Source organism: Rhodobacter maris (assembly GCF_900217815.1).
Lineage (GTDB): Bacteria > Pseudomonadota > Alphaproteobacteria > Rhodobacterales > Rhodobacteraceae > Rhodobacter > Rhodobacter maris.
In genome coordinates this window covers 352,437-366,041 of record NZ_OBMT01000001.1, presented here as the reverse complement: position 1 = coordinate 366,041, position 13,605 = coordinate 352,437, and the positions used below count along the sequence as shown (strand labels likewise).

The following is a 13,605-nucleotide window of genomic DNA, read 5'->3' as shown; positions in this document are numbered from 1 at the left end:
TGCCTGGTTGCGTTTCGCGAGGAGAACGCGCCCGGGCCGGGAGGGTTCCGCCTCAATCCTGCCAGACATCCATATGGATGATCACATCCGCCTGAGGATGCGCCTCGATGATCGCGCGCTTGAGGCTTCGCGCGATCGCATGGGCGGCCTCGAGCGATTGCGCGCCGTCAAGCTCGATATGAAGTTGCACGAAGATCTTGGCGCCCGCGGTGCGGGTCCTGAGGTCGTGAAAACCGCGCACCCCGGGCCAGATCTCGGCAATCTCGGCGATGCTGCGGATCACCTCGGGAGCGGCGGCGCGGTCCATCAGCGCGTGCCAACTCGCCACAAAGATCTTCGCGGCGCCGCGCAGCATGATCAGCGCCGCGAGGATGGCGATCACGCTGTCGGCGCGGGCGAGATCGAACCGGGCCGACAGCCAAAGGGCCAGAATCGCGCCGCAGGTCGGGATCAGATCGCCCACGTAATGCAGCATGTCCGCGGAGACGACCTTGTTGCCGGTGCGCGCCGCAACCCGCTTTTGCCAGAACACCAGCGCCGCCGTCAGCAGCACCGAGACGATCATCACCGCGATCCCGGCGCCCTCATCGGCCAGATCGGGAGGGGTGGCGGCGATCAGCCGTTCGATGCCGGTCCAGAGGATCGCCGCGCCGGAGGCTGCCACGAACAGCGCCTGACCGAGCGAGACCAGATCCTCGACCGAGGTATGGCCGAAAGCGTGATCCTCGTCGGCGGGACGCGCGGCGTAAAGAATCGCGGCGAGCCCGGCACAGGAGATCAGCAGATCCATCGCCGAATCGGCGAGCGAGGCCGCGATCGACAGCGCGCCGGTCGCCCAGAGAGCCCAGAGCTTGAGCACAACGAGCGTGCCAGCCACGGAAACGGAGGCGAGCCCAGCAGAAAAGTTGAGCTTTTGGGTTTGCGGATCTTGGGGCATGGGCGACTCGCCTGAGACAACGGGGTCTTCCCTAACCGATCCATGCCGCTGCGTCACGGGCGTTTGCGCCGCGAGGCAAGCTGCGCTCAGTCGCGGATCTCGTCGGCATCGACGCCCCAGATCTGTGTTTTCGGCACCCAGCCATCGGCGCTGTCGGCAGAGATCTCGCACCAGTCGCGGGTGCAGTCGCCCAGCTTTGCAATCGCCCCCATTTCGGCCAGTGCCACAACGGGCGAAGCGGCATCGCCCCGGGCGTGAAGCTCGGTCATATCTTCCTCGACGATCACTGTGCGCACCCCCGACAGCAGGGAGTAATGCACCCAGCCGCCCGCACCATCGCGGTCTTCCACGCGCCGCCAGTGGCCGAATTCGGCGGTGATGCGCAACGGCATGCCCGCATGTTTGAACACCCAGTCGATCCGGTGGGACAGCGAGGGGCCGCGGCGGGCATTCCCCTCGGAGCCCTTGAGCGAGACGAACCGCGGCAGCGGCAGGTTGGTCACCGGCCCGCGCCCGCTCTGCGTGCTCAGCGCGGCTTCGCGCTCGGTCTCGCTCAGCGGCGGGTCGTCTTCGAGCTCCTGCGCCCGAAGCGGCCCCACGCCCGTCAGCGCAAGGATCAGCACCATGCCCAGCACTGCTGAAAAGCCGGGCAGCGGTGCGGCACGCCGGCGCAGCCACGCCACAGGCGCGCAAGAAAATTGCGCCAACATCTCGAAAAGCGTCATTTCTGCTCTCTCCGGGCCTTGTAACTTGCCTCTTTGGCAGTCAATTTGCACCCAAGCCAGATGCATTGGAAGAGAGGAGAGCCAAGCATGCCCGCACCGCGGCTAAGTGTTGTCGTGACGCGACGGTTGCCCGAACGGGTGGAGACCCGGATGACGGAACTGTTCGATGTCACCCTGCGCGAGAGCGACGCGCCGATGAGCCGGGAGGAGCTGGTGGCGGCGATGCGCGACGCCGATGTTCTGGTGCCGACGCTCTGCGATCATATCGACGCCAACATGCTGGCGCAGGCGGGCGAAAGGCTGCGGCTGATCGCCAATTTCGGCGCGGGCATCGACCATATCGACGTGGCCTCCGCCCGCTCGCGCAATGTGCTCGTCTCGAACACGCCGGGCGTGGTGACCGAAGATACCGCCGATATGGTGATGTCGCTCATTCTCGGCGTGACGCGGCGCATCCCCGAAGGGCTCGCGCTGATGAGCCGGGGCGAGTGGAAGGGGTTTTCCCCCACGGCCCTGCTGGGCGGGCGCATTGGCGGGCGCCGGCTCGGCATCATCGGCATGGGCCGGATCGGTCAGGCGGTGGCGCGGCGCGCGGCGGCCTTCGGCATGCAGATCCATTACCACAACCGCCGTCGGCTGCGCCCGGAGACCGAGGCGGAGTTGCAGGCGACTTATTGGGACAGCCTCGATCAGATGGTGGCGCGGATGGATGTGATTTCCGTGAACTGCCCGCATACGCCCGCCACCTTCCATCTGCTCAACGCGCGCCGGCTCAAGCTGATGAAGCCCTCGGCCGTGATCGTGAACACGTCCCGCGGCGAAGTGATCGACGAGAATGCGCTCACCCGGGCGTTGAAGGCGGGTGAGCTGGCGGGGGCCGGGCTCGACGTGTTCGAACATGGCGCGGCCTTCAATCCGGACCTGCGCCAACTCCCCAATGTCGTGCTCTTGCCGCATATGGGCTCGGCCACGGTCGAGGGGCGGCTCGAGATGGGCGAGAAAGTGATTCTCAACATCAAGACCTTTGCCGACGGCCACCGTCCGCCGGATCTCGTGGTGCCGGGCGTGCTCTGAGCCGCCCAGCCTACCGTGCAGAAAGCAAAACGGCGGCCCCTCGGGCCGCCGTTTTCAGAGAAAGCGCCGGGCGCTTTACATGCGCAGCTGCATGGCGATTCCCGTCTGCCCGGCCGGGCTCACCGCGGCGAGCGAAAGCGTGGAATAGGCGCCTTGCTTGGCATTGACCTCGGCGAGGCGTTGCTCCATTCGCTGCGCCAGATCAGTGCCGCTCGTGTTGCGGCGCTGGCGCGACAGGGCGGCCGAAATGCTCTGATCGGTCATCGAGCGCTGCTGCGCGATCTGTTCGGGCACATCCGGGCGGCTTTGCGCCAGATCGACATCGCCGGTCTCGGTGCGGCCCTCGATCATGTCCGTCAGTTCGCTGACGCGCCCGCCGGAGGCACCGCCCCCCTGTTGGGTTTTGAGAATTTCGATCGGCGTCGGATCGCGTTGACGCATCTCGGCGAGGTTTTCCGCGCCGATCCGTTGCGAGGTCGCAGCAACGCCGGTCTGCTGGTTACGGGTGCTGGCCTTCGCCTCGGCAAGCGTGTCAGAGGCGCTGTTCACCGGCTCCGCGCGCATCGCCCGGAAGATCTCGGCCGGGCTGGGCTTGGCGCGCGCGGTGTTCTGACGTGTCGCGACCGCCTCGGAAGTGGCCGAGACAGCGGTGCGCGCGGCATGGCCGCGGCTGGCGATCCGGTTCACTGGGGCGATGGCAGTCATGGCAACACTGTCCTTCGATCATCAAAGCGGGATTCTGGCAGAAAGGCACGTCACAGGTTTCAGAAAGAATTTACCGCAAGACGTGCTGATTTTCACGCCAAAGCTGATGGATTGGTAAACCGTGCCGCACCGGGGATCACGGCTGCGCGCAATGTCGCTTTTCGCCCACAAAGGTCGGGCGTGCTTGCCCGAACCGCGGTCAACCTGCCACAACGGAGAAAACCCCTTCAGGAGAGTCCGATGAAGACCCATGTCAAAGCCCTTGTCGTCGGTGGCGGTGCCGTCGGCTGTTCGGTGGCCTATCACCTTGCCAAGGCCGGCTGGGAGGTGATGCAGGTGGAGCGCGACGAGCTGACTTCGGGCTCGACATGGCATGCCGCTGGCCTGCTGCCGCTCTTCAACATGGGCTATGCCACCACGCATATCCACAAATACTCGGTTGATTTCTACAAGACGCTCGAGGCCGAAACCGGGCTCAACGCCGGCTTCTCGATCTGCGGCAACCTGCGCATGGCGCAGACCGATGAGCGGATGGACGAATACAAGCTCTATTCGAGCGTGGCCGAGACCGCGGGCGTCTATCACGAGTTCCTCACGCCCGCGCAGATGAAAGAGCGCTGGCCGCTGATGTATTCGGACGATCTGAAGGGGGCGCTCTTCCACCCGCAGGACGGCTACATCAACCCCGCCGACGTGACGCAGGCGATGGCGAAGGGCGCGCGTCAGCGCGGCGTCGAGATCGTGCGCAAGCTGCAGGTGAACGCCTATCGCTGGACCGGCTCGGAATGGGTCGTCACGCTTGAAAAGATGATCGAGAAGGGCGGCAACCTTGTCGGCTCGGGCGAGCTGGTCGACGTGCATGCCGAACATGTGGTGACGGCGACGGGCAACCACGCGCAACGCACCGCCCGGCTTCTGGGCATCAAGATCCCGGCAATCCCGGTCGAGCACCAGTTCATCGTCACCGAGCCCGATCCGGCGCTCGTCAAATGGCGCGCCGAAGGCAACCCCGAGCACCCGGTGCTGCGCGATTCCGACGCCAAATGGTATGTGCGCGAAGAGCGTGGCGGCTGGATCCTCGGCCCCTATGAGCGCAACGCTCCCGCGCGCTTTCTCTATGACGTGCCGGAGACCTTCCGTGCCGACCTCTTCCCGCTCGATCTCGAACGCATCGAGACCGAATACATGTCGATGATCCACCGTCTGCCGACCTCGGAAACCGTGGGTCTGAAAGACGATTTCAACGGCCCGATCTGCTACACCCCCGATGGCAACCCGCTCGTCGGCCCCGCGCCGGGGCTGCGCAACATGTGGCTGGCCGAGGGCTTCTCGTTTGGCATCACCGCCGCGGGCGGCACCGGCTATTATCTCGCGCAGATGATGGTCGAGGGCGAAGCCGAGATCGACATGGCCTCGCTCGACCCGAAACGCTACGGCGCGTGGATGACCACCGAATATGCCGCGCGCAAGAACGAGGAATGCTACGAGCATGTCTTCATCCTGCACCACCCGGACGAGGAGCGCGAAGCCTGCCGGCCCCTGCGCACCGCGCCCGCTTATGACCGCCAGATCGCGCTGGGCGCGCAAATGGGGCAGGTGAACGGCTGGGAACGCCCGAACTATTACGGCCCCGTCGATGCGCCCGCCGATTTCGACCACACTTCCCGCAGCTTCCGCCGCGGGGCGTGGTGGCAATATGCCAAGGCCGAGGCCGAGGCTGTGCGCCAAACCTGTGGCATCATCGACGCCTCCGCCTTCACCAAGCACCTCGTGCGCGGCCCCGGCGCCACCGCCTTCCTCGACCATTTCACCTGCAACAAGCTGCCCAAGGTGGGGCGCATCAACCTCACCTATGCGCTCACCGATGCGGGCACGACCCGCACCGAATACACGATCGTGCGGCTTGCCGAGAACGAATACTACCTGATCTCGGCCGGTGCATGGACCGCCTATGACGCTGATTTCCTGATTAAATCGGCGGAAGACTTCATGGCGGACGGTGGCGGGTATATCGACATCCACGATGTCACCACGCAATGGGGCGTCTATGCGTTGGCGGGCCCCACCGCGCGCGCGCTGCTCAATGAACTCGTCAAGGACGCCGCGCCCGAAACCGTGCTTTCGAACAAGCGCTTCCCTTGGCTGAGCTACCGCGACATCGAGCTGGGCATGTGCCCGGTGCGGGCGGTGCGCGTGGCCTATACGGGCGAACTTGGTTGGGAACTCCATTTCCCGGTCGAATTCGGCCGTTACCTCTGGGATCTGATCTGGTCGGTGGGCGAGAAGCACGGGCTCAAACCCGTTGGCGCCCGCGCCCAGAACTGGCTGCGTCAGGAAAAGAGCTACCGCGCCTTCGGCAACGAGCTTGGCCGGGATGCCACGCCGATGGAAGCCGGTCTCGACCGCTTCATCGATCTGGGCAAGGAGTTCCGCGGCAAGCAGGCGATGCTCGACACCGGCATCCGCGCGAAATGCGTGACGCTGCTGATCGACGGGCCGGAAGACTCGGATCCGTGGGGCAAGGAAGCGATCATCGCCGATGGCGAAAAGGTTGGCCGCCTCACCTCGGGCGGCTGGTCGGTCGCCTTCGGCAAGCAGATCGGCATGGGCTATGTGCGCCCCGACCTCGCCGAGGTGGGCACCAAGCTCAAGGTGAAGATGCAGCTTCAGGAATGGGATGCGGTGGTGGCGGAAGACAGCCCGCATGACCCGACGAACGCGCGCATCCGCATCGACGGCTGACGAAACGACCACTCACGCGCAAGAAGCGGGGCGGGGGGCAACCTCCGCCCCGTGTCCTGTCAAACCGGGAGCTGGCCCCCCGGCGCCCTCATTGCGCCCGTGCGGCGAGCCAGGCGTCCCAGGCCGCGCGCGAGCCCGCAAAAGCGTTCAGATCGACCGTGCCGCCGACGCCGGGCACGACCCCGGTGCCGGTATATTGCCAGAAGCTCCAGCGCTCGCCGGGATAGCGTTCGGAAGGATGCGCGGTGACAGTCCGGAGCCAGAATTCGACCCCTGCCATCTGCCCCAGATCATTGTCGGCATAGAAGGCCGGGTCGGTATAAACCACGGGGCGCGTGCCATAATGACGTTCCAGCAGGTCAAGGAAGGTGCGCATCTCGGCCCGTACCTTGGACCCGTCCGGACGCAACTGGCAGGTGGGCGAGGTGTGGTTCCATTCGATGTCGAGCACCGGCGGCAGGTCGCCCGCATGTTTCGGCACGCGTTCGATGAACCATTTCGCCTGATCGGCGGCGGAGCGGCAGAAATAATAGAAGTGATAGGCGCCCACGCGCACGCCCGCGGCCCGCGCCGCGGGGGCATTGCGTTCAAACCCGGGGTCGACGTGATCGCCGCCTTCGGTCGCTTTCAGCCAAGCGAAAGCGATCCCTGCGGCCCGCGCCTGCGGCCAGTCGATCGCGCCCTGATAGCGCGCCGCATCAAGCCCGTGCACCGGATAGCGTGCCGGCGTGATGCCCTCCCAGGGGGTCGGGTTGGTGTCGCCGAACCGCGCGGGCAGGCCGGGGGCAAGGTGATCGGAGGCCACAAGAGCTTCGGGCGCCATCAGCTGTGTATGCACCGGGCCGGGTTTGTGCTCGCCGCCGCAGCCCGCCAGCCCCGCGCAGACCGCTACCGTAGTGAGAATCGCCGCGCCCCGCATGCCTGCCCCCTGCCTGTTTGCCGCAAGGTGGCGCAAATTTGCGGATCTGTCACGGGCACGCTCAGCGGCGCGGGCCGAAATCGGCCACCGTCAGCACGCCGTCGCCATTGCGGTCACGCATCGCAAACCAGGCATCGGTGCCCGCGACGAACTCGCTTTGCGAGATCCGGTTGTCCCGGTTGCTGTCGAGCCGCGCGATTTGCCTTTGTGTCATCCCTCCCTGCCCGCCAAGGCCCTGCAAGGCCGGGATGCGCTGAGTGGCGGGACCGGCGCCGTTGGCCTCCTGCTGCGCGGTGCGGAAGTCGCCGATCCCGGCGATTTCTTCGGCGGAGAAGCTGCCATCTCCGTCGCTGTCGAACATCGCAAACACATCGCCGCGGTGCTCGCGCGCCTCGGCGGGGGTGACCTTGCCGTCTCCGTCAAGATCCCACATTGCCAAAAAATTTTGCGCCATCTGTGCGCGTTGCCCGGCGCCCTGCGCGGTGCCAAACCCGGTTTGCGCCGGGGCGGCCGCGGTGCCCGCAATCAGGAGACAGGCGGCGGAGAGGATCGTTAGGCGTTTCATCGGACGCTCCATCGTTGCTGGATGCCAGATGAACGCTGCGGCGCGCCACTTCCGTCGCGCGCCGCGAACAGGCTCAGCCCTGCGGCGCCTCGGCCGCGATCTCGTCCCAGCAGGCAAGCGCATGGGCGGCATACATCATCGCCGGCCCGCCCCCCATCTGGATCGCCACGGCGCAGATGTCGGAAAGCTCCTCGCGGGTGCCGCCTGCGCGCATCAGTGCCGAGACATGAAAATTCACGCAGGGCTCGCAGCGGATCACGATGCCCATGGCGACGGCCAGCCATTCCTTCTGCTTCTTGTCGAGCACGCCGTTTTCGGTGATCGCCTTTTCCATCGCGCCAAAGCCGCGCATCGCATCCGGGATCGCCTTGCTCATCACGCGCAGCTCGGCGCGCTGGTCTTCCATCTTCTGTTTGTAGCTCATGGGAGGTCTCCTTCTGACACCCCTGATATATTCAGAAGGTGGAATGTCAACCGAAACGCGCCGGATCGAGGGCGGACAGAATGGCGCGCTCGGGCACAGGCGCACGCCCGGCGATCAGATCGGCCACAAGATCTGCCGCGGCGGGCGCGCTCTGGAAGCCGTAACCGCCCTGTCCGGCCAGCCAGAAAAAGCCGGGGTCGCGCGGATCAAAGCCGATCACCGGGGCGCGGTCGGGCGAGAAGGTGCGCAAGCCAGCCCAGCTTGCCAGAAGCCGGGTGACAGGTTCGGTCACTGCCGCCTCGTAACGCGCGAGCCCCTCGGCCAGCACCATGTCATCGGCAAAGGCGTCATGGGGCGGCATCGGGTCTTCCTCGGCGGGGGAGACGATCAGCGCGCCCGCATCGGGCTTCATGTACCAGTCCTCGGCGCCGCCGATCACCATTGGCCAGGCGCGCACATCTTGGCCCGCAGGCGCGGGGATGCGCGCCATCGAGCGGCGCAGCGGCGTGAAGCCGAGCGGTGCGACACCGGCCAATTTCGCCACCTCATCCACCCAGGCGCCCGCGGCATTGATCAGGAGCTTCGTTGTGAACACCTCGCCGCCCGCTTCGACCTCCCAGCCTGTCGCCGTGCGGCTGATGCGCGTGGCGCGCGCCTTCGTGCGGATCACCGCGCCCGCCGCGCGGGCCGCGCGCGCCGCGCGCTGCACCAGCGCATCGGTGTCGATATCCCAGGCATGGGCGGCATGGCCCGCAAACGCCACGGTCTCGGGGTTCAGGATCGGACACAGCGCGCGCGCCTCCCCGATCGTGAGTTCATCGAGAGCGAAGCCCTTGAGCTGGGCGCGGAAGCGCGCGCCATGCTCGGGCCCGTCGACGATCATGAAGCCACGCGGCGTGAGCAGGCCCGAGCCGTGGTAAAAATCGCCCGAGGCTTCGGAGAGCGCGACCACGGCAGGGTTGCCGTAGCGCGGCTCGTAAAGCGCAGCCGAGCGGGCGGAGGCGTGATAGGCCAGATGGTCTTCGGCTTCCAGAAGCGTGAGAGAGCCGACGTGCGCGAGCTTCGCCGCAGCCGAAAGCCCCGCGATGCCGCCGCCGAGAATGAGAAAATCGCTTTGCATGGCGGCAAGCTAGTCGCGCCCGGACAGGAAGGGAAGGGCGATTGCTGCAACTGCGCGGCGGGCGTAGACTTCTGACAACACAGGAGGCTGCGATGAAACTCGTGCTGGTTCTCGGTCTGGTGCTGCTGGTGAGCGCTTGTGGTGACAGCGTGCCGCTTGTTCCGTTCATCTGAATGAAAACGGCGCGCCCGGGGGGCGCGCCGCCGTTTGTCATTTTTCCTTTCGGACACCTTTGAACGGGGTCTTCGAAGAAGTTTTGACATCCAGGAAACGGCCAGTTTTGGCATCGCGTTTGACCCAGTTTCCCGAAGGAGTTTGGGTTTGCGAACGTCCCTTAACCGCGCCATTGCGATGTCCGTCACCTTTGGGAGGATTGGTTGCCATGTGTTTTACCTGTTAGCTCGTATGGCAGTTAGGGCAGCAATACTTGCAGCCGTTGATGCGGTACCAGCTTGGATGACGGGACTTGGCTTCAGCTACTGCATCGCGGCAGTTAGAGAATTGCCCCAAATATTCACGATTTCCTTCGGCTGGCAACCATGTGCAACTGCCAGTGTGCACTTCATAGTCGCCATTGGCCTGTTGGTTTGTATTCAGATAATAAAGTGTCATTTTCCTCGCTCCATTGCATGAGGAATTGATTGCATCGGAGCGGGCGGAGACTTAGAATCGAAGTGTCAACAGAGACTCAGAGCGGTCCGCCCGCTTTGTATTTCGAGAAGGCCGGCCCTCTGGGTCGGTCTTTTTGATTGGTGATCTTAGCCGGTCGGGAGCCTCCTTCGTAGTTAAGAAGAGAATCAGGCTGGAAGCCCAATAAGACTGACGATAGGGGCGGGATGAGGCTGAGTCTATATAAAACAACATCTGGCGCGGACCGCGCCCAGATGGCCATAGCTATCTTCTAACTCAAGATATTGTGGATATCAAATGTTATCCCGCATGATTTAAGGAAATAATGATGGCGCATAATGTGGATAACTCACCTGCTCGGAACAAAAGACGATCAAAAGCAAGAGGCGCCCCATAGGGCGCCTTTTCGAATCCAGTCTTCGCTCAGCGGTCAGGCCTGCAGCGGGCGCACGTCGATTTCCCCCTCGGCGCGGCTCTTCATCGCGGCGACGGCAGCGATGGAGGCGGCGGCGGTGGTGAAATAGGGGATCTTGTCGTAAAGCGCGACGGCGCGGATCTCGCGGCTGTCGGAGATCGCCTGATTGCCCTCGGTGGTGTTCATCACCAGCCCGATATCGCCGTTTTTCAGCCGGTCGACGATGTTCGGGCGGCCCTCATAGACCTTGTTGACGATCTCGGCGTCGATGCCCTTCTCCTTCAGCCAGGCGGCGGTGCCGCGGGTGGCGACAAGGGAAAAGCCCATGGCAATGAGATCGCGCGCGGCGCCTGCCAGCTCATCCGACTTGTCGGAATCCTTGATCGAGAGGAACACCCGGCCACTTTCGGGCAGATGCGTGCCCGCACCAAGCTGCGCTTTCAGGAAGGCGCGCGGGAAGTTGCGGTCCCAGCCCATCACCTCGCCTGTGGAGCGCATTTCCGGCCCGAGCAGCGTGTCAACGCCGGGGAAGCGGGCAAAGGGCAGCACCGCCTCCTTGACCGAGAACCATGGCGTGTTCGGATCGGCGAGCGTGAGCGGATCGGCGAAGGGCAGGGGCGTTTCCGGGCCCACGCCCTCGGGGTAGGGCGCGCGCTGCGGGAAGGCGGACATCGGCTCGCCCGCCATCAGCCGCGCCGCAATCGAGGCAATTGCCGAATCGGTGGCCTTGGCAACGAAGGGCACGGTGCGCGAGGCGCGCGGGTTCACCTCCAGCACATAGATCACGCCGTCCTTGATCGCATATTGCACGTTCATCAGGCCAACAACGCCGAGCGCCAGCGCCATTTTCACGGTCTGCGCCTTCAGCTCGGCCACAGTCTCGGCGGAGAGCGTATAGGGCGGCAGCGAGCAGGCACTGTCGCCCGAATGGACGCCCGCCTCTTCGATATGCTGCATGATGCCCGCCACATGCACGGTCTTGCCATCGGAGAGCGCATCGACATCCACCTCGATCGCGCCGGAGAGATAGCTGTCGAGCAGCACCGGGCTGTCGCCCGAAACGCTCACCGCGGTGGTGATGTAGCGCTTGAGCTGGTCGAGATCGCGCACGATCTCCATCGCGCGTCCGCCGAGCACATAGGAGGGGCGGATCACCAGCGGGTAGCCGACGCGGCCCGCGATCTCGAAGGCTTCGGCATCGGAGCTTGCGATGCCGTTCACCGGTTGTTTCAGTTCCAGATCGTTGAGCAGTTTCTGGAACCGCTCGCGGTCCTCGGCAAGGTCGATCGCATCGGGGGTGGTGCCGAGGATCGGAATCCCTTCCGCTTCGAGCGCATTCGCCAGTTTGAGCGGCGTCTGGCCGCCGAACTGCACGATCACGCCATGGAGCGTGCCGTTTTCCTGCTCGACGCGCAGGATCTCGAGCACGCTTTCGAGCGTCAGCGGTTCAAAATAAAGCCGGTCAGAGGTGTCATAGTCGGTCGAGACGGTCTCGGGGTTGCAGTTGATCATGATCGTCTCGTAGCCCGCCTTGGTGAGCGCGAAACAGGCATGACAGCAGCAATAGTCAAACTCGATCCCTTGGCCGATCCGGTTCGGACCGCCGCCGAGGATCACCACTTTCTTGCGCTCGGAGGGCCGCGCCTCGCATTCGACATCGCCCATCGCCGGGGCCTCGTAGGTCGAATACATGTAAGGCGTTTGCGCCTCGAATTCGGCGGCGCAGGTATCGATGCGCTTGAACACCGCCTTCACGCCGAGGTTGCGGCGCGCGCGGCGCACCTGCGCCTCGTCGCGGCCGGTGAGCTTGGCGAGGCGGGCATCGGTGAAGCCCATCATCTTGAGGTTGCGCAGCCCGGCCTCGTCAAGCGGCAGGCCGTTTTTGCGGATCGCGGCCTCGGCCTCGATGATCTCGCGGATGCGGGCGAGGAACCACGGATCAAAGGCGGTGGCGGCGATGATCTCGTCATCGTTCAGCCCGTGCCGCATCGCCTGCGCAATGAGCCGCAGCCGGTCCGGCGTCTGGCGCGAGATCGCCTTGATCACCGCCGATTTCTCGGGCGCACCCTCGATGGCGATCTCGTCAAAGCCCGAAAGCCCGGTTTCGAGCGAGGCGAGCGCCTTTTGCACCGATTCGTGGAAGGTCCGGCCAATCGCCATCGCCTCGCCCACCGATTTCATCGCGGTGGTGAGTTCGGGTTTGGAGCCGGGGAATTTTTCAAAGGCAAAGCGCGGGATCTTCGTCACCACATAGTCGATGGTGGGTTCGAAACTCGCGGGCGTCACCTTGGTGATGTCGTTATCAAGCTCATCAAGCGTGTAGCCCACCGCAAGCTTCGCGGCGATCTTCGCAATCGGGAAGCCCGTGGCCTTGGAGGCCAGCGCGGAGGAGCGCGACACCCGCGGGTTCATCTCGATCACCACCATGCGCCCGTCGTCCGGGTTGATCGCCCATTGCACGTTCGAGCCGCCGGTTTCCACGCCGATCTCGCGCAGAACGGCAATCGAGCCGTTGCGCATGATCTGATATTCCTTGTCGGTGAGCGTCAGCGCCGGGGCGACGGTGATCGAATCGCCCGTGTGCACGCCCATCGGATCGACGTTTTCAATCGAGCAGACGATGATCGCATTGTCCGCCTTGTCGCGGACGACCTCCATCTCGAATTCTTTCCAGCCCAAGAGGCTCTCGTCGACGAGGATCTGCGCCACCGGCGAGGCATCGAGGCCCGAGCGGCAGATCGCCTCGTAATCGTCGCGGTTGTAGGCGACGCCGCCACCGGTGCCGCCCAGCGTGAAGGCGGGGCGGATGATCGCGGGAAGCCCGATATGCTCCAGCTCGATCAGCGCCTGCCGCACCCCGGCGCTCACGTCATATTTGCCGTTTTCAAGCTTCGGCGCGGTGATGATCGTGGCTTTCGGGTTTTCGAGCCCGATCCGGTCCATCGCCTCGCGGAACAGCTTGCGGTCTTCGGCCATCTCGATGGCGGCGCGGTTCGCCCCGATCAGCTCGACGCCGAATTTTTCGAGCACGCCCATATCGGCGAGCGCAAGCGAGGTGTTGAGCCCGGTCTGCCCGCCCATCGTCGGCAAAAGCGCGTCGGGGCGCTCTTTCTCGATAATCTTGGCCACCACTTCGGGGGTGATCGGCTCGATATAGGTTGCGTCGGCCATCTCCGGGTCGGTCATGATCGTCGCCGGGTTGGAGTTCACCAGAATGACCCGGTAGCCCTCCTCACGCAGCGCTTTGCAGGCTTGCGCGCCCGAATAGTCGAATTCGCAGGCTTGCCCGATGATGATGGGTCCGGCGCCGATGATGAGGATGGACTTGATGTCGGTTCTCTTCGGCATG

At 64.7% G+C, this 13,605-nt stretch carries 12 protein-coding genes; 3 read left to right on the top strand and 9 right to left on the bottom strand.

Features of this window, described 5'->3' with window-relative positions:
• Positions 1-52: 52 nt before the first annotated feature.
• Both CRO22_RS01675 and CRO22_RS01670 read right to left on the bottom strand, forming a co-directional pair.
• Positions 53-937: a cation diffusion facilitator family transporter gene (locus tag CRO22_RS01675; protein WP_097068368.1), complete on the bottom strand. Its 885-nt coding sequence runs from the start codon at positions 935-937 to the stop codon at positions 53-55.
• Positions 938-1,023: 86 nt separating this feature from the next.
• Entirely contained in the window at positions 1,024-1,563 is a 540-nt protein-coding gene (locus CRO22_RS01670) for an SH3 domain-containing protein (protein ID WP_394341477.1), read from the bottom strand.
• Positions 1,564-1,749: 186 nt separating this feature from the next.
• Between CRO22_RS01670 and CRO22_RS01665 the strand changes: the two genes are divergently transcribed.
• Positions 1,750-2,736 (top strand): 2-hydroxyacid dehydrogenase, encoded by a 987-nt coding sequence (locus CRO22_RS01665; RefSeq protein WP_097068366.1) that lies wholly within the window; start codon positions 1,750-1,752, stop codon positions 2,734-2,736.
• 75 nt (positions 2,737-2,811) lie between these two features.
• On the opposite strand, the gene CRO22_RS01660 is transcribed toward CRO22_RS01665, so the two are convergent.
• Positions 2,812-3,441 carry a hypothetical protein gene (locus CRO22_RS01660; protein WP_097068365.1) on the bottom strand — a complete coding sequence of 210 codons (630 nt, stop codon included), beginning with the start codon at positions 3,439-3,441 and terminating at the stop codon, positions 2,812-2,814.
• Between the two features lie 240 nt (positions 3,442-3,681).
• On the opposite strand from CRO22_RS01660, the gene CRO22_RS01655 reads away from it, so the two are divergent.
• Complete coding sequence (locus CRO22_RS01655; RefSeq protein ID WP_097068364.1) at positions 3,682-6,183, top strand: GcvT family protein; 2,502 nt, start codon at positions 3,682-3,684, stop codon at positions 6,181-6,183.
• Positions 6,184-6,271: 88 nt separating this feature from the next.
• Here the strand turns inward: CRO22_RS01655 and CRO22_RS01650 are convergent, their stop codons facing one another.
• The 4 genes from CRO22_RS01650 to CRO22_RS01635 form a co-directional block, all read right to left on the bottom strand.
• Entirely contained in the window at positions 6,272-7,102 is an 831-nt protein-coding gene (locus CRO22_RS01650) for a GH25 family lysozyme (protein ID WP_097068363.1), read from the bottom strand.
• A 61-nt stretch (positions 7,103-7,163) separates the two neighbouring features.
• Entirely contained in the window at positions 7,164-7,667 is a 504-nt protein-coding gene (locus CRO22_RS01645; protein ID WP_097068362.1) for an EF-hand domain-containing protein, read from the bottom strand.
• A gap of 73 nt (positions 7,668-7,740) precedes the next feature.
• Positions 7,741-8,091, bottom strand: a complete 351-nt coding sequence (locus CRO22_RS01640) for a carboxymuconolactone decarboxylase family protein (protein ID WP_097068361.1) — start codon at positions 8,089-8,091, stop codon at positions 7,741-7,743.
• 46 nt (positions 8,092-8,137) lie between these two features.
• Complete coding sequence (locus CRO22_RS01635) at positions 8,138-9,211, bottom strand: NAD(P)/FAD-dependent oxidoreductase (protein ID WP_097068360.1); 1,074 nt, start codon at positions 9,209-9,211, stop codon at positions 8,138-8,140.
• Positions 9,212-9,252: 41 nt separating this feature from the next.
• On the opposite strand from CRO22_RS01635, the gene CRO22_RS19305 reads away from it, so the two are divergent.
• Complete coding sequence (locus CRO22_RS19305; protein WP_281254738.1) at positions 9,253-9,384, top strand: hypothetical protein; 132 nt, start codon at positions 9,253-9,255, stop codon at positions 9,382-9,384.
• 223 nt (positions 9,385-9,607) lie between these two features.
• Here the strand turns inward: CRO22_RS19305 and CRO22_RS01630 are convergent, their stop codons facing one another.
• Together CRO22_RS01630 and carB are read right to left on the bottom strand one after the other, a co-directional pair.
• Positions 9,608-9,823 (bottom strand): hypothetical protein, encoded by a 216-nt coding sequence (locus CRO22_RS01630; RefSeq protein WP_097068359.1) that lies wholly within the window; start codon positions 9,821-9,823, stop codon positions 9,608-9,610.
• A gap of 448 nt (positions 9,824-10,271) precedes the next feature.
• Positions 10,272-13,604 (bottom strand): carbamoyl-phosphate synthase large subunit, encoded by a 3,333-nt coding sequence (carB, locus tag CRO22_RS01625; RefSeq protein WP_097068358.1) that lies wholly within the window; start codon positions 13,602-13,604, stop codon positions 10,272-10,274.
• Position 13,605 lies beyond the last annotated feature (1 nt).